Below are 18,345 nucleotides of genomic sequence, written 5' to 3'. Positions count from 1 at the left end.
TACCCCCTCCACCCCCTCTAAAACTTTTAAGTTGGTGTACTAGACCCCAGATATACCACGCTATATCCTACGCGCAGCGTTCGACACAAGGTTTTTAGCGTTGTACCGATTTAAGCAGACCGCACAGCAATCAATCGTCTGTCAGGGCGCAGAGCACCGCTTCTCAACACATCACATGTGCTTAAGCCATGGCTCCAAAATAGTTGGGAGTAAAGGTGCCGTGCAATCCATACGGAACGTGGTGTTTGAGATGTAGACGGGCGATCGCCCCTTGACTCAGATCCCGCGCATCCAAAATCACGACATCAGAGCGATCGCGTTGGGCATCAAATACCATCGTAATCAGCCAGCCATCATCTTCGTTGCCGTCGTAGGTAGTGCTGGGTAAGCCATCGGGCATAGCTGAAGGATGACGGGGCACAAACACAGGTTCGCCAACAAATCCAGATGGTGCCGCACTCCAGAGCTGGCGATCGCCTGACTCCAGATCGAGTTTGATAATCGCTTGCAGCGGCGCATTCCCTGTGAATGCATGGGCAGCTCCCAAATAGACATAGCGATAAGGGCGTCCAACATGCCCTGGATGCAGCGTCGGAAATTCGCAACAGCGGCTTTCTAACAATGTCTGACTGGCGGTACCCGCCGCTAAATTGACTCGAAATCGCCAGAGTTCACCCGGTGCCAGTACCTCGAACTTAACATCTCGATAATCTTGATCGGGATCGACCGCCGGAAAATCGGCATAGGCTACAGAGTCGATATAGAGCGCATCCTCATGTTCAAAGGCATTGGCATGGTGAAACACAAAACCCGTCTTAATAGGAATCATCTGGATCGCCGACGTGCCATCCCGAGGAATCACAATCAGTTGAGAGGGCTGATTTTTCTGTAGGGTGATACATTCGCCTGCACCCCGCCAACCTAGTAAATAGGGTAGAGGATTAAACGAAACTGGATTTTGCAGAAAGATGCAATAGTTCGGCGTGATGGCAAAGTCGTGCATGAAGGCAAAACCCGGAACCATCCGAGTTTGCTGCTGCACTAACGCCCCTGTCGGGTCAAATTCGTAAATTGTGATGGCGGTCGAAAGTCCGGGTTTAATGGCAAAGTTAACGAGACGGGGCGATCGCCCTGTTTCTGGGCACGCCGGATCAATCCAGGGATGAGCCGCAAAGGCAGATCCCGGTTGCAAAACCCCATTGAGATAATCGATGCCGATCGTTTCTAACGTTTGGGGATCAAGCCGGTAAGGTTCGGCAGCTTCCCACAACGCCAGGAGTTTGTCCCCCCAGTAAATCACCTGGGTATTGGCAATATTTTTCAGGCGCGTATCGAATAAATTCGCCAGCCATCCCCCCGGTTTTTGGGTGCCAAACACCCCCCGATAGAGAAATTTCTGTGCCTGTTGCTCAGCAACAAAGCCATCGGTGCGCACAAAACGGTTACGGAAATGCGCTTTGCCATCGGCAAAGGCGATCGCACAAATCATGCCATCGCCATCAAAGGGATGCCGTACCGACTGCCCGTCGCGATCCAACAGGGCAGGTCCATTACGAAACAAGGTTCCCTGTAGATCAGCGGGAATCTGTCCCTCGATGTCGTCGATCGGATAATCAAACTCTTCCGTCAGCGATCGATAGCCTTTGCGCCAATCTTGGATCTGATAAGGAACCGGGGCAGATGGGGTGGTATCGTCCTGAAATTGAACCGTTTGCATCTTAAATTAGGGAAATTAGGGTTGTTAGGGTTGCCGGGTGCTGTCCTGGAAGATTGAAGAGGTTCGCTACGCGAACCCCTCAACCTATCTAAAACACACCTGTTTTAATTCAACGGATCTTCGATAGGCTGGCTTTCAGCAGAATGAGGGGGTGGTCCAGCAACCACAGGAACCAGTTCTAGATCGCCTGTGAGATCGACCGTGTGTAACGGCATGCTGAGTTCCACTTCTGATTGCGTTGAAGGAGGGAGGGCATCAGGCGAGGCGATCGCCTCAAATTCGATGGCTTCCGTTTCCTGATTGGGCAACCAACCCAGCAGGGGCAAGGGCAATAACGTACTGAGATTGGTAATCACGACCAGCAACCAGAGGTTATCGAAATTGCTGTCACTCACTCCCAAAACATGCATCAACCCTGCGCCCATTTCGTAGGACAGCAGTGCTGCTAAGTTAGTCACCGACATCAACAGCGCAAACAAGGTTGCTTCAACCCCCGGAGGGCAGAGGCGAGCCGCTAAAACCAAAACGGGCATATAGGCGATCTGCCCCATGACGGTTAAGACCAGGCTGTCGCCCAGGCTAAACCAATGATCGTCAATGCCCAGGGCACGATTGGCATGGGTCACTAACAACAGCATGGTCATCCCCAAGATGGCTGAGGTTACCATTGTCCAGCCGAAGATCGTGCGAAACGGAATGGAGCGGAAGAATCGCTGAAACATCCAGATGCCAACCAGAGAGGCGATACTGGTGACTAATCGAACCCGTCCGAGAAACTCTGGAGAAAAGCCCAGTTCGTTAGTCGTAAAGAAAAAGAAAGCTGATTCTGCGGTGGGCGTGGCTTGCCAAAGAAACAAAAACACCGTGGGCATCCAGATGGATTTTTGGGCGATCGCCCCTTTCAACTGTTTAATCTGTTGCCCCACTACCGACCATTCCATGGCTCGTTCAACGGGCAATTCGGCAATCAACCCTGCTACCAAAGAAACGATCAGCGGGAACGTTGCCGTAATCCCAAAAACCGTGCGGGTGCTGAAATGCTCTAACAAAAAGCCACTGAAGTAAGCGGTTAACAACCCACCCAGAGCCGATGATCCCCAGCACAACGATTGCAGCGACCCTGCATCTTGCAACGATTCGGTTCGTGCCCGCTCAACCACCAGCGAATCTACAATAACGTCGCTGAATGCGATGGATAGCGAACTCAAGGCGATCGCCAATGTTGCTGACCAGGCACTGTGGACGGAGGTTGCCAAAATAATCCAGGCACTCGTGCCCAGTAAGCCCGACAAGATCAGATACGGTCGGCGACGATAGCCAAACAGCGGCAATCCATCCGACAGAAACCCAAACAACGGCTTGATCATCCAGGGAATAGCAGCAATCCCCAGCAAAGCAGAGACTTCCGCTGGCCCCAAGCCCAACTCATCTTTGAGGAAAAAACTGATGGCAAGTCGTGCTAACCCCAAGACACCCTGGACAAAATAGACCAGCAGAATGGCGACCAATTCAGGGCTGGGCTCGTGACCCAAAAATATCTTGGTGGTCAGAGAGTCCTTGAATTTCGCTAGCTTTGTTGAAGAAGCAACCATGCAATATGCGATCGTTAAGAAATATCAACACTTCCTACTATGATATCTCTCCCCTCTCAAGTGTCTACCGACTTGTGCATTAAAACTGACCCAGAAGCGGGGAGCCAGGGAAGGATAAAATAAGGATCTTTTAGCTGAAAGCTATCTACATGAGGAACTTGCAGGCTCACTAACCCTCTCTCTCCCGATTGCCCAATTAATCGGATCTAATTTTTCGGTGTGACTGGTTTTGAGTATGAATGTGCATGTGAAGCCTGCGGTTTCACATGCACATTCATACTAGGATTCAGCAATACCAATTTTCTTTTATCAATTGTTTAGCCACATTACTTTAGCGGAGCAACTCGTCAATGGGACAAGGTAAATTAATCGTTCTCACCGGCCCCAGTGGTGTCGGCAAAGGAACTTTGTTGCGATCGCTACTCCGCCGTCATCCTGAGTTATATGTGTCCGTTTCTGTTACCACTCGCACTCCCCGTGACGGTGAAGTCAATGGCAAACATTATTTTTTTACCGATCGCTCGCAGTTTGAGCAAATGGTAGAAGATAACGAATTGCTAGAGTGGGCTGAGTTTGCGGGCAATTTCTATGGCACGCCACGGCGGGCGGTAGAGCAAAAAATTCGCGATGGCAAATGGGTGGTTTTAGAAATTGAACTACAAGGTGCTCGCCAGATTCATCAAAGCTTTCCGGGTGCTTTCCGTATTTTTGTTCTGCCGCCATCGTTAGAAGAACTAGAATATCGTCTGCGACGGCGTGGTCAAGACCCAGAAACCGCGATCGCTCGTCGTCTTGCCCATGCTCATGCCGAAATTCAAGCCGCCGATGAATTTGATTTGCAGGTGGTCAATGACGATCTGGAGCAAGCACTCGACCAAATTGAATTGGCGCTGTTTCCGACCCTGAATCTTGCCACCCCAGCCTCGGTTGATGGATAATAGCTGGCTCTCACATAACCCCCGCAATCGATCTGGGCGCGACATGTTGTAACTTGTCAGCTCTAAGGGCAAGGCGGCGCTGAATAGACGTATGAATTTGCCCCCCAACCCCCAATTCTGGGGGAGCCGGATTGCTCAAAGTCTCCCAGACGTGGGGGACTTAGGGGACTTAGGGGACTAGTCACGTTGCCACCGCTCACCATTCATCCCCGTATTCAGTCACGCCAAGGGCAATAAGCACAATAAAAAGAGGGAGCAAGCTGAGCTTGCTCCCTCCTGAATAGATCAAAAAGGAAGGTTGGGATAGATAAAATCTGTCCTCAACCCATTTCAAATGCGTCTTAAGGCAGGGGATGGAACAACAAATCCGGGAAAAAACGATTGAATTCAATCAAAATTCCGGCTGTGATAAACATCCAGATGGTTGCCAAAACTGGCGCTGTGGAAAGGTATTTAACGAAATACTGCATCTGTAATACGCTCCGAAACTACGGAAATGATCGAGGCACAGCAAGCAATTGAAGAGGTGGATATTGAATACCAGCAATTCCCCAAACGAGTTTGAGGAAACGCAGGTCGAATCCACCCAAAACGAATCAAAGAGTCAACAGATAAAGGTAACGAATCTATCGGGGTGAAACCGGGATTTCGCTATCTTTGACTGTTAATTCACCCGTTGTGAACTCTTTCAGTGCTGCCAGGGGCCAGAGGAAACCCGTTAGCATACAAGCCGTTGCCTTCGGTAGATCAATAATGATCTCACCCATTTCAGGATCCTTCGTTTTGCTAACGGCGATCAGGTAGGCACGACCTACCCAACCGATCCAGCCAGCAATGTAAAGGAACAGCACGCTAGGAATTAAGAATTCGCCAGCGTGGCTGAGCGTACCATCCACGATTAGGTGGGGCAGCCCCTCGGTACCGCAGGAAAGCTGAGAGTATGCTTCAAAACGAGCCTTAGCTTGAGCAGTCGTTGCTTTAGCAGCACGTTGCTGATAAGCGGGATTCGCACTGCAAGGAGTCAAAACGTCAGCAGAGGCAGGCGGAGCAAATCCAACCCAGAGAAAAAACACTAAAACTAGAGCAAACAACCGTCGCATGGAATTGTTTCCCTTCATTACAAAAAACAAAGTTTTTCGTACAAAATTTAAGCTATTTGTACAGACTAACGCTGAACTTCAGAGCAATCATACTGCTAGAGGGAAACCCAGTAAAGTTAAGCTTTTTAACAGATGCGATCGCCAATAATTTTTATTGCTGAAATCGTCCAGAGAAAATTCGCTGCCAAAGCTGAGTTTGGGTCATATTTTCACCCTAAAAATTCTGGATTCTCTATCTCTATCGATCGCTGTGTCAGCTTACCTTCTGGGGTTTAGATGTGACCGTTTAGAGATTTGGTATACACTCCTAAAGGATTCCATCTGTCCACTCTCTGCAAATCTCTCTGCAAATCCCTGCAAAACATTTCGCGTTGCTCTATTGAATGTCTGAAACTATGAAAAAGATTATCCAAACGGATCAAGCACCTGCGCCCGTCGGTCCCTATAATCAGGCGATCGCTGCGACCGGGCAGATGGTTTTTGTGGCTGGGCAAATTGCCCTTGATGCCAAAACAGGTGCGATCGTGGGTGACGGGGATGTCGCGGCACAAACCGAACAGGTGCTGGCAAACCTCACTGCTATTCTCACGGCAGCTGGAGCCACATTAGACGATGTGGTAAAAACCTCCGTTTTTTTGGCAGATATGAATGACTTTGCGGCAATGAATGCCGTCTATGCCAAAGCCTTTGGAGAAGACAATGCGCCTGCCCGTGCCTGTGTGGAAGTGTCGCGCTTGCCGAAAGATGTGCGGGTCGAAATCGAGTGTATCGCCGTCATTTAATCGGTTTTGATCGCGTTTGATCACTACTAATCACGGCTATTGCATCGCTGGTGAGATAGGTTGTCCCAGACAAACGATTGCTAAACTCATTAGAATTTTGATTGGGGCGCGGCAGAGCCGCGCCCCAATCAAAATTCCAACGAACCGTAAATCCTTAAAGAGTGGGCGTTATCCCGACCCTACGAATTCATGTCAACCGTTTTGGCGTTAGAGACCAGTTGTGATGAGACCGCTGTGGCGATCGTGCGCGATCGCCAGGTGCTGAGTAATGTTGTATCGTCTCAGATCCAGATTCATCAGCCATATGGCGGGGTTGTACCCGAGGTGGCATCACGCCAACATGTGGAAACGATCAATCTGGCGATCGCCCAAGCCCTGGAGCAAGCGGAATTAGCCTGGTCGCAGATCGACGGTATCGCAGCCACCTGTGCACCCGGTTTGGTGGGGGCATTGTTGGTCGGGTTAACCGCTGGTAAAACGCTGGCAATGGTTCACCACAAGCCCTTCATTGGGGTTCACCATCTCGAAGGACACCTCTATGCCTCTTATCTGAGTGAGCCTGAGTTGCAACCCCCTTTCCTTTGCTTATTGGTGTCGGGTGGGCATACCAGCCTGATCTACGTCAAAGACTGCGGGCATTACGAAATTTTGGGGCAAACACGGGATGACGCGGCTGGGGAAGCGTTTGATAAAGTTGCCCGATTGCTGAAGTTAGGATATCCCGGCGGTCCGATCATCGATCGCCTTGCTAAATCTGGTAATCCTCAAGCATTTCCCTTACCCGAAGGACAAATTTCACTTCCCGAAGGCGGCTATCATCGCTACGACTCCAGCTTCAGCGGTCTGAAGACTGCCGTTTTACGGCTCACGCAAAAATTGCAAGAGACAGGCGAACCGCTTCCGGTTGCTGATTTGGCGGCTAGTTTTCAGGCAACGGTGGCAAAAGCGCTGACTAAGCGGGCGATCGCCTGTGCCCTCGATTACGGGTTACAGACCATTGCCGTTGGCGGTGGTGTTGCGGCTAATAGTGCGCTACGCCAACATCTACAAACTGCTGCGACGGCTCATAACCTGCGCGTTTTGTTTCCACCCTTACGGTTTTGTACCGATAATGCCGCCATGATTGCTTGTGCAGCGGCTGAGCACCTTGATCGGGGAGATCGATCGCCTCTAACGATGGGGGCACACTCTCGCATGGCAATCTCAGCCGTGATGAGCCTCTACCGTGAGAACTTGAATGAGTCACCCTAACCCTGTAACGGTAAGGCTCACAACCCGTCAGCTTAGTTGAGCGATCGCTGGCTCTGCCAGCGATCGCTCAACCAGGCATAGGTTTTATTCAATCCCCCATGCTACGGACGCCAACCTGTTGTTTTCCAACCTCAGAGGGTGGTTGAATGGAAGGGGTTATGGATAATGTGACGCATAGCTATCAGTTGATATAGAGTCAAGGAGAAATTAATGAGAAGATTTCGGTCGATTTTAAGTTTGTTCGTTGCGGCGATCGCCATCTTCTTAGTCAGTTGTAGTTCTGCACCCGTTGCCAGGGGTCCTGTTTACACGACGGCTCAATTGGCGCAAATCGAGCAATATACAACTGGAGTCACAGAATTACGCGATCGCTTACTCGAAATTCCACCGCTCGTACAAAAGCAAAATTGGGTGGACGTACAATCCTTCATCCATGGACCGTTGGGCGAACTCCGTGTGCGCATGAGCCGATTGGCACGCAGTCTAGAGCCGAAAGTTCGAAGCAAAGCGCTCCAGGCAGCCAAAGAAGTCTACGAAGATTTGAACTTGATTGATGAAGCAACCCTGACTAGAGATAGTAAGAAGGCACTGCTGAGCTACAATCGCACCATCAAAGACTTTGAGGCATTCTTGAAATACGTCCCTGCCGACGCATTGAATAGTTAATCAAATCAGTGAAAATTTAGGGGAGTGGTGAGCGATGCTTACCATTCCCCTAAATTTTTGTTCGTCTCTTATCTCAAAATCGTGAATTTGATTAACCCCAACTCATTTTGAGAGAACGATGGCTCCGCCATCGTTCTCTCAGACCAAATTCAAACAAATTTGTATTACAAACACTAAATTTTGCAACCTGGGGGGTTTGGGGGCTGCGCCCCCAAGAGGGGGGTTCACCCTCTCCACCCCCTCTAAAACTTTTAAGTTGGTGTACTAGGTGTTGAGTGAAAGCCATGCGGAGTGTCACGCTCACTCACACCCGTAATCTATTCAGGCGCGTAGCGCCATAGGCTAACGATAGGGTTGTCTCGGATGACGCATGTAGCAGTAATTGGATGTGGCGTGATAGGCGCAGCGATCGCCTATGAACTCAGTCAGGTTAACGGTCTGAAAGTGACTGTGTTAGATCCTCAACCGCCTGCCCAAGCTTCGACAGGGGCGGCATTGGGGGTATTAATGGGGGCAATTAGCCAGAAAACGAAAGGACGAGCCTGGACACTTCGGCAAACGAGCTTGCAACGCTACGAAACGTTGATTCCAGAACTAGAAGCCGCCACGGGTCAAACCATTCCCTACAATCGTCAGGGTGTTGTCATGCTGTGCTTTGAGCAGCCAGAACTAGAGCGCTGGCAACACTTAAGGGATATTCGCCATGGTCAAGGTTGGCAGTTGGAACTCTGGGATACGGCAGAGCTGGAGGAGCGCTGTCCTCAGATCCAGACGTCCCGTTGCATAGCCGCCATCCATTCTCCCGGCGATCGCCAGCTTGACCCTACGGCTCTGACTCAGGCATTGGTCACAGCCGCTCAGCACAACGGGGTCGAATTTCATTTTGATGCAACGGTCAAGAGCCTCCCCTATTTGCGATCGCCTCAGCCCAATGACACCAGCGCGTTACCCGACACCCCCCTCATGCAAGTGTCGGCAATTGACATTGAAACAGCAGCAGCAGACAGATCAACAGCATCGCTCTCGGTGGATTGGGTCGTGGTGGCTGCCGGATTGGGATCAACCGACTTAACCCAATTTGCGCCGCAGCCGTTGGATATTCGTCCGGTATTGGGGCAGGCAATGTGCTTACGTTTAGAGCAACCGTTAGGCCATCCTAGCTTCCAACCCGTCATCAGTGGAGAAGATATCCACATCGTTCCCGTTGGCGATCGCGAGCATCGCGAGTATTGGGTTGGTGCAACTGTGGAGTTTTCAGCCGAATCGGGAGACCTATCTGCCGACCCAGAGCAACTGCAAAACGTTTTACAACGGGCGATCGCCCTCTGCCCAGCCTTAGCCCACGGCACCGTTCTAAAAACCTGGTCGGGCTTACGACCACGTCCGTTCAATCGTCCGGCTCCTATTATTGAACCGCTGACCGGCTATAGTAACGTCTTGTTGGCAACCGGACATTACCGCAATGGTGTGTTGTTAGCACCGGCAACAGCGATCGCCATTCGGGAAAAAATGGGGTACTGAAGGCATCGTCGATACAGACAGAGTTTTCAGATCAGATTTACTCCAGGCACCTTATTTCGCTCGTTCCTAAAAAGTGCCAGTTCAGAGCCATGCCTGATCAACCGACAAAAGTGCCAGAAAGCGCATTCTACCGCAGGGACAAGTTTTGCCGAAACGCTGACTGCAAACCGATTAGGCATTTGCTAAACCTGCCCTTACGAAGATTTGTCAGTTAATCAGCAGATCTCCAGAAAGGGAGCATGGAAGACGATGTCTTCCATGCTCCCTTTCTCAATCTTTACGTTTCAAATCGGTCGCTGTTGGTAATAAAAATGATGCTATTTTTATTGATTCCGCATCTTCCGCAAGATAGAACTTTTTTCTCTATTTTCTCAAGAACGGATCTTTCAAATCTTTACTATGAACTCGACAACATTTAATGATAAAAAGACGATTTAATGTTGTGTAGTTTACCAGGTGTACCCTCCACGATTCGAACGGGTTAGAGTATGAGTTTTCTCTGAAAACGCTTTATTCTGACCTGATCGCTAATTTGTTGAGGATGGGTAGCCTATCTTTAATCATTTAGAGGATCTCTGGAGATTGTCGAACTTTAAAATTCACACTCTGATCTTGTTTTGATTTTACGTTCAGAGTTAAAACAGAGATCTAATTCAGTGCGATCGCATCCAATTGATCGGTCACCGTGATCGCACGGATCGCTGTCACTCTGAAAAATAGTTGTAGATCAACGCTAAAATCCTGATTTCAGTGATAGCGTCTAAGCCCCTATTGCCGATCCGATGCGCGATCGCATCTATTACGTTTAGATAAAATTTGTAAACTTAGCAAGCTCAAGACTACGACTCCGTATTCATTTTTAAGTGATCGTGGTGTTACTAAAATTCCCCTATGAGTAACGCACTTCTTCACAAATCATTTACGGACAAACCAAGATAGCTGGGCGCATAACTCATTGTTTATACGAAGTACATAATCAACAAGAACGAAATTCATTGGTAATCGTCATTACTTTTACTGAAGTTTAAGGAGTTGCCAAAATCGTAGTTTTCCCCTTGATGATGTGAATATATTGTTACCACAATGAAAACCTATATGAGAAATTTATAGCTGCAACTGTAGACTGCTACTAAGTTCGCCTCTCAGACTGGGCTAGGATGTGCCTCACCCCTTTCGTGCATCACCAGGGTTTATCCCCATCTCAATCCATTAACCCAACGGTTACTTGTTCACGTTCCTCTTTGTCACTTCATCTTCAACAGGAAGGCAGCCATGTCAACCCGAAAGTTAACTAGAGCCATCCAGCAGCTTTCACAGCAGATTGGCAACACCGTTAGATTACTCACGAAAGGTATCGTTACCTGGCTTTTGCGATCGCTGCTGTTATTGGGCAGGCAGCCCCTGTTTGTGCAGGCAGGCTTTGTGTTACCAACCACTGTCTTGCTATTGCTCATTCTCACCCTGACCGTGGGTTCCATCGGTTATCGCACCTATACGCGATCGCAAGAAACCATTGGAGAACGGCAACAACGCGTCATTTATAACTCCGGTACGCCAGCGATCGATCGAGCAAAGTCGAAACTAGAATACATGTTCGATCGGCAGCGCGATTTTCGTCTGCCAGCGGGGATTCCTAGCGAATTGCAATTGTTGGGGATGCTCTACAACGATGGGCGCACCATCAACGCGGGAGGAGGCTCAACGATTAGAGTTACCCCTATCATTCCGCCGCCCAATGCCCCCAGTTGCTCAACCACAGCTCCCTCAGCGGACTGTGATGTTTACACCTTCCCCGGTGAAACACGGGTTGATATTAATGGCGACGGCACCGTTGACAATGCCTGGAGCTTCCGGATTGACTCCAATAGTGATGGAGATCCAGATGGCACCGTTCTATATTCGATTATCCTCAGTACACCTGCCAACATTAATGACCTGAGATATGCTAACCAGGCAGGGGTCGCATCTCGCGCCCAGGTACTCCAGGTGCGCCACGGTCCTCTCAGCAACTCCAGTCAGCAAAATGCTGCTTGCACATTGCCTGGAGCCGCAACGTCGCCTGACCGAGGTTGGGTTCCAGATAGCACCTCCCCTAATACCCTGCGGAAAAACTTCCAGGTCGATGTATTTGTTCAGCCCGATGCTGCCAACGGTACCGTCTCGACCCTAGAGTTTCACCAGGATCGCGAAGTCAATCGAGGCAATCGGTGGGGAGCCTGGTTCCGTAATGACCTGGAAGTGTTTCCTGGCCCTCTGTTCAACTGGAACGGGGCAATGCACACGGAAGGCAACCTGATTATCGGCAACGATAGTTTCAGGGGCTACATGATTAGCTCTCCCTACTCTTGCTTCTACACCAAAGATGCATCCGAAATTACGGTGCGTGAATTTGCAGAAAATCCTGAAGATGGTCGTCCGGCATTTCAGGGGCAGTGGCTGAGTGGCAAAGTTGGGGACAACACCTTTGGCAATACTAACCATTTCCATCTCTACAATGGTCAGGGTACTGCCCCCATCACGAGTACAACACAGACCAGCTTTACCACCACAACCGATTCATCTACAGGGGGGGGGAGTGGACCTGCTAACTATGCCCTCGATCCGGTCAAATTGCAGACTCTCGATTTCTCTGTTGGCAGAGGGGTAGCCAATCCTGCGACTTATCGATCTGCTACATGGGAAAGTACCCAGTTCAGAACCAAAGGACGGATGCGGCAAGAGACGGCTCGTACCACCCCTTATGTAGACGACTTTTTCCGCGCAGACAACCGTTATGGTCCCAAGCCCCGCTACGACGACTCCCCTAATGGTTCGTTCCCTGGCATTTTCATTGGCACAGACATCGGTCCCAACGAGTACCTGACACTCTCAGACGCACCGACCCCTGATAGCGAAGAGCAGCTTGGTTTAGATGGCTACTGGGAGCGTCGTGCCCGTTGGTCGGGGACGCGTCTAATTGTTGGGCAACGTCTGGAATTGGGCGATCCGTTAGGTTGGGGCGGTCCAAATAATGATCTGGATGACGAGCCACTGCGCCCCTGGAAAACTTGCCCAGCTAACAGCACAGGTCGCTGCCACGAAGCACGTCAACGCACCACCCTCTGGGATAATCTAGCAGCCGTCCAAGCCACTGCGGTCTATCACGGAGGGAGCAACGATAAGGATGCTCCTCTGGCCTGCCTGGCAACAACCGTTCACCCCGGCACGGCAACGACCCTGGCAAATAGTGCAACGTTCCAGGACTTGGCATATGGTTTACCCAATGCGGCTCTAGGAAGTGGTGCAACTGCCTATACCCGTACCAGCGGCACCAAACCGATTATCAGTAATTTCTTCTGGGGTATGGGCACCAACGGTTGGGAATTTACAGCACCGCAAGCCAATGTCACCAGTAATGCCTCGATGATGCAGGCATTGCGCAATCTGGCAACGTTTGCCGGAGACCCCAACGGCGGTGCGCCTTCCTTTGAGCCTGTACAGGATGCGAATGTCCATCCCTATCCCAGCATGGCAATGTGGGGGGATTTCTCTAACTTGCGCCGCGTCATCGCCATGGTAGACGGTGGCACCACCTATGCTGAGCTAAGCCCTGCGGACAAAACTACTCTGCAAACCTCTGCCTGCACATTGGGGATGTTGGCATACAACCTGGATTATTTGGAAAAATTTGATCTGCGAGCACTTGCCCAAGATTCAACCACTGGCGGTGGACGAGATCTTTTAGGTCTACCTAACACATCCACCACTCCACTAGTTTCGGGTTCTCCAGACTATAACAAAGGGCTGAGAGGTGCAATCCGGCAGTTGATCAACGGCACCAGTCCACTGGGCACGGCTCCCCGTACTTCCGGGATTCTCACCCCAGCGGTTGGCGCAGAACAACCCCAGGTCTATATCAGACTGCTAGAACGGTGGCGCGATAATGCGGCTACTTCTACCGCTCGAAAAGATGAGTTGAATAAGATCATCGCCTTAGCGCGGTTGATCATTACCAAAGAACAGGTCGGGCGCGATCGCATGTGGGGGGCTTATACTGCAACCGCTAAATATGCCCAGGCTCCTCTTGGGTTTTGTAGCCTTTGGAAAGGAACCGATGCTACCGTTTCTGGTCGCAATACCTTAAGTGGTGATGGCACCGCAATCCAGGTAATTCAAGATCTGACTGATACTGCTCTAGGTGCCCCTATTTCAGGTGAGCCGTTAGAATACCTCTGTTCCAGCCGTCCGCGCTATCCTGTGATTTATTCGCTATTCAATGCGAAAGATGAAGCGCTTCCTAGAGCTTTTAGTGGGTCTGCCAACGCAGTAACGGCATACGATCCGAATGCGATCATCTATACCAACTTTGAACCGCATCCGGATGATGCCAACAGCCGAGATTCTCAAGATCGGACAAACCCGGCTCTGTCTTACATCAACTCAGTCAACAGTAGTGTCTCATATAGTGTTGTTCGGCCGTCAGACATTGCGCTGACCCCCAAACTGATTAACCGGAGCAACTGGACATTACCGATTGAGACGCCCAATCAGGGGGCAACTCGCTATCAAAAGGCTTTAGCCGACACCAACCCCAACAATAATCGCGATACCTTAATCAAGATCTGCGATGGCATTTGCCCTAATGAACTGCCCAACCCAGTGTCTGCTAACTTGTATCGGGTTGCCTTTAAAGATACGGCACCTTTCAATGGGCGGGAGATGATGCCCACTCGCATGTTGGATGTCAACATCGACCTAATTCGGCGCACATCGCCATCTGGTGTACCAGACTTTTGGCTGCCCAAGAAAGGCATTGTCTATGCCTATCGCGAAGATTCAGTATCTGAACGAGAGATCGTCAGACCTGCAAGTGCTGCTTGGGGAGCCTGCGATTCAGAAAGCGAGTTGAATACTAGCGCCACCTGCCGGATGAATGCAACCAGCAATGCATTCTCGTCTACCGATCCACCCATTTACCCCAACAATAAAATCTCGACGAAACCTGTCGATTATCTCCCCGATCCCGATCGTCGTCCTCACGGTTTCCGAATTCGCAATGGCGCAGAGGTAGGGCGCACAGGCGATGATGGCAAAGGTTTATCCTTTATCACCGATAACCCGGTCTATCTCCAGGGCGACTTTAATCTGCACCAGGCAGCAGCTAATGCCAGCACACCGTCAGAGGAATTTACTCAGGCACTGGCAACTGACTTTAGCAACTTCTATACGCGCAATAGCCTCAATTCTGGCTTTGCCCGAGCTAACAGCGACCTGTGGCGACCTTCGGAAATTTTGGCGGATGCCGTTTCTATTTTGTCTGATGACTACTGCGACGGCAGTCTTGAAGATGGCATATTGACGGCTGCAACCGGCAGTGGCGCTGTTATCTCATCAACCAAACGGGATAACGAATATAACTGCAACTCAGCCCATCTACGCACCTCCTACCTCAACCAGGATCGACCCAATTCGAACCCCAGCACTAACGCATCTGGGATTCGTTGGTTACGGGCAAACCCGGCTGATAGCTTGGGGCTAGGTACTGCAACGGCACCAAACCCTAATGAAGGAAGCTCACCGATCTTTATCAATCGGCAAGGTAATCCCCACTACTTCACAGGCACAACACTTCCGGCAAATACGAAATATGGCACACTGACCGCTCAGCAATATTTTTTGCCTTCAGATGCGAAGTCACTAATGACCGGGATCAACAATACGCGTGTCAACTCGATTATCATCAGCGGTCTGGTACCCTCCAGGATTAACCAATCCTACGGTGGGCTACACAACTTCCCGCGCTTCCAGGAAGACTGGGGCAGCAGTCGTGCCCTCTTCATCTCTGGATCGTTCCTTCAGTTAAACTTCAGCAACCAGGCAACGGGTCCGTTTGACCACGATGCTTGGGAACCAGGAACAACTCCGGTCACGAGTGAAAACATCGGATATTACAACCCACCGGCACGACGTTGGGGGTATGACGTTGGCTTACAGTATGCACCCGCAGGTCCTATCGCTGCTCGCTTTGTGACGTTGGATTCTGTCCGCAATGAGTTTTATAGCGAACCTGCGGCAAATGACCCCTATATGCGGCAACTTTGCCTCAAAGCCAACTCCAGCAACCCCGAGCGTTGCCCGGTCTAGTGTCTACTCACGATGGGTGGATATCGTTCCTGTAAAGCAGCAATAGATATCTACCCATACTTGAGTGCTGCTAACGTCTGCCCGATCTCACTCTAAAATCCTTGCAAGGGAGTCCGTCCATGTCACTACTGATGTTTTTGTCCCGGCAGTTACTCCACCCCCAACGCCCTGATGTGCCCGTTCGTCCTGATCTAGGCATGACTGTAGAGCGCAAGACTTCTGAGCAAGGTCTTAGCCTGTTGGAATGCGTCATGGCGATCGCTGTGATTGGGCTAACGGCTGCCATGATTGCGCCACCTCTATTTATTGCGGCGGCTACGCGAGTCCAAAATCGGCGAGCAGAACAAGCCTTTCAGCTGGCTCAGGGCGAGGTTGACCGCATTCAAGTTTTGGTGTCTAGAGGCGACCACTATCGCAACGTATTGCCTCCTGTATCAAATGCCCCAGTCAGTGGCAACACAGTTAATTTAAGTAATACTAGCAATCCGTCTTCCATTCCAACTAACATTTTGGATTCGATCAATCCAAGCTGTAATACTTACCGAGAACAGGTTCTGACGCTGGCGCAAGTTCGTCCTATCGATGTCGATGGCGATTGCCAGGCCGATTTTTATCTACAATCCTTCACGACTGCGGGTGTTGTGTCGAGTGCTGAAGCAACCGCCGGTGGAACGAGACCGACTCGGTTTCAATTGGGAGTAAGGGTCTATTCATTTCTGGCTAGAGATCGCATCACAGGGGGCGGTTTGAGCCCCAACCAGGCTTCTTTGATTCTCACGTCAGGGAATGGTAGCCAACGCAGTAATCCACTGGCAGTGGTTTACAGTGATATGCGTTGGGCAGAGCGTAGCGACACAGCTTGTGATTATTTCACCAATAATGGCAATTGTTTCTAAATTCTGTTTGATGGCATAGCGGCTTAGGTTGTAAATATTAAAAACACATATATGTTGTGTTGAATTGGGCACTCAATTTTGGGCAAGAGAGATGGCAAAACACGCTCTGATCAGCAAACTCAAGCAACGATGGTATTCTGCACGTAAGCACAGTCATGCAAGTCATACCAAGGGTTTCACTCTACTCGAACTATTAATTGTCACGATTATCGCAGCGGGCATCGTCGCTGGTTTGCTGTCTATCGTGACTCAGTTGCTAGAAGCAGACCTAAGAGAAGCTTCTAGAAATGATACTCAGCGAGAAATGCGATTAGCCCTAGATTTCATCGCCAATGAAGTGCAAGAGGCGGTTTATGTCTATGACCCTGCTTGTTTAGCTGGCGCGACAGGTACCACCCCAGGGCAAGCATGTTATGGAATTTTGCCCTATCTCCCCGCTTCACTCACCAGCGCAAGCAACATGCCCGTGCTTGCTTTCTGGAAACAGCAACCCTTGCCCCAAGTTTTGAAAAACCAATGCAGTTCGGCTAGTCCACCGGCTAACGTTCCCTGCCTCAACGCCAACTCGTATTCATTAGTTGTTTATTCGCTGAATAACGACAATTCAAGTAATACCTGGAGAGGTCAAGCCAGGATTACTCGGTATGCACTCACCCAATTTGATCAAAATGGGGCTGCCAATGCAGGCTATGTTGATCCAGGGCAATATAACAATTTTGCCAGCTGGCCGTTTGCCGTTGACTCTAGTACCGGCACAGTCATTAACCCGCAGAGCTCTCAACCAAATGGAGCCGCACAGGTTCTGGTAGATTTTGTTGACGATGGTGCGGGAATGGATATCAATGCAGCAATCCCCGGCCCGACATTACCCGACCCTCTTGCCACGGATGAAAATACGCTTTGTCCGAATCCCAACGCCCCGACAACGTTCGCTTATCGGCTCAGCCCTAATCTGCCAACAGGCAACTTTGCCAGTAAACCTAGAAGTTTTTATGCCTGTATTAGTAGTAGCAATTCAACAGGTGCAAACAAAGATGTCATTTTGTTTGTCCGGGGCAATGCTTATAGAAGACCGGCAATCAATACAGTTAGAGGATTTTTGCCGACTGTAGAAACCAGAGTCTTGAGCCGAGGCGTATTGCAAAGAAACCCAGATGAATAGATCTGTTGAGCCAATTCTTTTCGGCATAAACTATTAGCTTGGAGTTGGAACATTATGAACAGATCCATAACCCGCGAATCTACATCCGGTTTCACATTAATTGAGATGTTGGCTGTTGTCATCATCATTGGAGTCCTCTTTGGCATTGCGGCTCCAAGTTGGCTATCGTTTACCAACAGCCGCCGGTTGGGTAACAGTCAAGACCAAATTGTTTTAGCCATTCGACGTGCCCAAACAGAAGCTTTACGCACTCGACGCCCGCAAACGATGAGTATTAACACGACTGTCGATCCACCAGCGTTAACGGTAAAAGGTGAAACTGAGCGACTTGGCTATGGCTCTTATCCAGCTAATCGGCAAATTGTTCAGCTGACATCTTCTGTAACCCCTGCCCAAGTTGCATTTGACGAAAGGGGGAATTTGGTTGAAGGAACAACTTTACCCATTGTGTTTACACTGACGACGCCGGTCACGGGCGGCAAACGATGCGTTGTCGTACAAACTTTATTGGGAGCTGTGCGTAAGGTTAGTGCCGGGGAAGATCCGGTTTGCCCTTAATCAACGAGCACGACCCAACATAGCCATCTTCAACCAGGA

The 18,345-nt window shown here is 50.1% G+C and carries 13 protein-coding genes; 9 read left to right on the top strand and 4 right to left on the bottom strand.

The genetic code is table 11. The annotated features are described in order from the left end of the window. Positions 1-181 precede the first annotated feature (181 nt). Positions 182-1,717 carry a carotenoid oxygenase family protein gene (locus ACR6Z4_RS16990; RefSeq protein WP_479718489.1) on the bottom strand — a complete coding sequence of 512 codons (1,536 nt, stop codon included), beginning with the start codon at positions 1,715-1,717 and terminating at the stop codon, positions 182-184. 104 nt (positions 1,718-1,821) lie between these two features. Continuing rightward, the gene (locus tag ACR6Z4_RS16985) at positions 1,822-3,309 is read right to left on the bottom strand and encodes a folate/biopterin family MFS transporter (protein WP_479718488.1); all 1,488 of its coding nucleotides are present in this window, start codon (positions 3,307-3,309) and stop codon (positions 1,822-1,824) included. A gap of 350 nt (positions 3,310-3,659) precedes the next feature. Between ACR6Z4_RS16985 and gmk the strand changes: the two genes are divergently transcribed. Then, on the top strand, positions 3,660-4,247 hold the full coding sequence (gmk, locus tag ACR6Z4_RS16980; protein ID WP_479718487.1) for a guanylate kinase: 588 nt from the start codon (positions 3,660-3,662) through the stop codon (positions 4,245-4,247). Positions 4,248-4,588: 341 nt separating this feature from the next. Here gmk and psaJ read toward each other — a convergent pair whose 3' ends face one another. Continuing rightward, positions 4,589-4,717, bottom strand: coding sequence for a photosystem I reaction center subunit IX (psaJ, locus tag ACR6Z4_RS16975; RefSeq protein ID WP_479718486.1), 129 nt, complete (start codon positions 4,715-4,717; stop codon positions 4,589-4,591). A 156-nt stretch (positions 4,718-4,873) separates the two neighbouring features. Beyond that, positions 4,874-5,347 carry a Photosystem I reaction center subunit III gene (locus ACR6Z4_RS16970; RefSeq protein WP_479718485.1) on the bottom strand — a complete coding sequence of 158 codons (474 nt, stop codon included), beginning with the start codon at positions 5,345-5,347 and terminating at the stop codon, positions 4,874-4,876. A gap of 395 nt (positions 5,348-5,742) precedes the next feature. Here ACR6Z4_RS16970 and ACR6Z4_RS16965 point away from each other — a divergent pair, with 395 nt between their 5' ends. From ACR6Z4_RS16965 to ACR6Z4_RS16930, 8 genes are all read left to right on the top strand, one after another. Beyond that, complete coding sequence (locus ACR6Z4_RS16965; RefSeq protein WP_479718484.1) at positions 5,743-6,129, top strand: RidA family protein; 387 nt, start codon at positions 5,743-5,745, stop codon at positions 6,127-6,129. A 189-nt stretch (positions 6,130-6,318) separates the two neighbouring features. Then, positions 6,319-7,380, top strand: coding sequence for a tRNA (adenosine(37)-N6)-threonylcarbamoyltransferase complex transferase subunit TsaD (gene tsaD, locus ACR6Z4_RS16960; RefSeq protein ID WP_479718483.1), 1,062 nt, complete (start codon positions 6,319-6,321; stop codon positions 7,378-7,380). 210 nt (positions 7,381-7,590) lie between these two features. Beyond that, positions 7,591-8,046 (top strand): photosystem II protein PsbQ, encoded by a 456-nt coding sequence (gene psbQ / locus ACR6Z4_RS16955; protein ID WP_479718482.1) that lies wholly within the window; start codon positions 7,591-7,593, stop codon positions 8,044-8,046. A 363-nt stretch (positions 8,047-8,409) separates the two neighbouring features. Next, positions 8,410-9,567: an NAD(P)/FAD-dependent oxidoreductase gene (locus tag ACR6Z4_RS16950; RefSeq protein WP_479718481.1), complete on the top strand. Its 1,158-nt coding sequence runs from the start codon at positions 8,410-8,412 to the stop codon at positions 9,565-9,567. Positions 9,568-10,839: 1,272 nt separating this feature from the next. Further along, a complete protein-coding gene (hpsA, locus tag ACR6Z4_RS16945) occupies positions 10,840-15,690 on the top strand; it encodes a hormogonium polysaccharide biosynthesis protein HpsA (RefSeq protein ID WP_479718480.1) in 4,851 nt (1,616 codons plus the stop codon). Between the two features lie 119 nt (positions 15,691-15,809). Then, entirely contained in the window at positions 15,810-16,586 is a 777-nt protein-coding gene (locus tag ACR6Z4_RS16940) for a hypothetical protein (protein ID WP_479718479.1), read from the top strand. 91 nt (positions 16,587-16,677) lie between these two features. After that, complete coding sequence (locus ACR6Z4_RS16935) at positions 16,678-17,748, top strand: PulJ/GspJ family protein (protein WP_479718478.1); 1,071 nt, start codon at positions 16,678-16,680, stop codon at positions 17,746-17,748. A gap of 54 nt (positions 17,749-17,802) precedes the next feature. Beyond that, positions 17,803-18,306 (top strand): GspH/FimT family pseudopilin, encoded by a 504-nt coding sequence (locus ACR6Z4_RS16930; RefSeq protein ID WP_479718477.1) that lies wholly within the window; start codon positions 17,803-17,805, stop codon positions 18,304-18,306. Positions 18,307-18,345: the final 39 nt, after the last annotated feature.

The sequence above is a fragment of the Calyptranema fuscum S582 genome, assembly GCF_055793305.1.
This window is presented reverse-complemented; position numbering and strand designations above follow the sequence as displayed.

Excerpts from the sequence above, each read along its gene's own strand:
- ACR6Z4_RS16990 (WP_479718489.1), bottom strand. The coding sequence starts at position 1,717 with ATGCAAACGGTTCAATTTCAGGACGATACCACCCCATCTGCCCCGGTT.
- ACR6Z4_RS16985 (WP_479718488.1), bottom strand. The coding sequence starts at position 3,309 with ATGGTTGCTTCTTCAACAAAGCTAGCGAAATTCAAGGACTCTCTGACC.
- gmk (WP_479718487.1), top strand. The coding sequence starts at position 3,660 with ATGGGACAAGGTAAATTAATCGTTCTCACCGGCCCCAGTGGTGTCGGC.
- psaJ (WP_479718486.1), bottom strand. The coding sequence starts at position 4,717 with ATGCAGTATTTCGTTAAATACCTTTCCACAGCGCCAGTTTTGGCAACC.
- ACR6Z4_RS16970 (WP_479718485.1), bottom strand. The coding sequence starts at position 5,347 with ATGCGACGGTTGTTTGCTCTAGTTTTAGTGTTTTTTCTCTGGGTTGGA.
- ACR6Z4_RS16965 (WP_479718484.1), top strand. The coding sequence starts at position 5,743 with ATGAAAAAGATTATCCAAACGGATCAAGCACCTGCGCCCGTCGGTCCC.
- tsaD (WP_479718483.1), top strand. The coding sequence starts at position 6,319 with ATGTCAACCGTTTTGGCGTTAGAGACCAGTTGTGATGAGACCGCTGTG.
- psbQ (WP_479718482.1), top strand. The coding sequence starts at position 7,591 with ATGAGAAGATTTCGGTCGATTTTAAGTTTGTTCGTTGCGGCGATCGCC.
- ACR6Z4_RS16950 (WP_479718481.1), top strand. The coding sequence starts at position 8,410 with ATGACGCATGTAGCAGTAATTGGATGTGGCGTGATAGGCGCAGCGATC.
- hpsA (WP_479718480.1), top strand. The coding sequence starts at position 10,840 with ATGTCAACCCGAAAGTTAACTAGAGCCATCCAGCAGCTTTCACAGCAG.
- ACR6Z4_RS16940 (WP_479718479.1), top strand. The coding sequence starts at position 15,810 with ATGTCACTACTGATGTTTTTGTCCCGGCAGTTACTCCACCCCCAACGC.
- ACR6Z4_RS16935 (WP_479718478.1), top strand. The coding sequence starts at position 16,678 with ATGGCAAAACACGCTCTGATCAGCAAACTCAAGCAACGATGGTATTCT.
- ACR6Z4_RS16930 (WP_479718477.1), top strand. The coding sequence starts at position 17,803 with ATGAACAGATCCATAACCCGCGAATCTACATCCGGTTTCACATTAATT.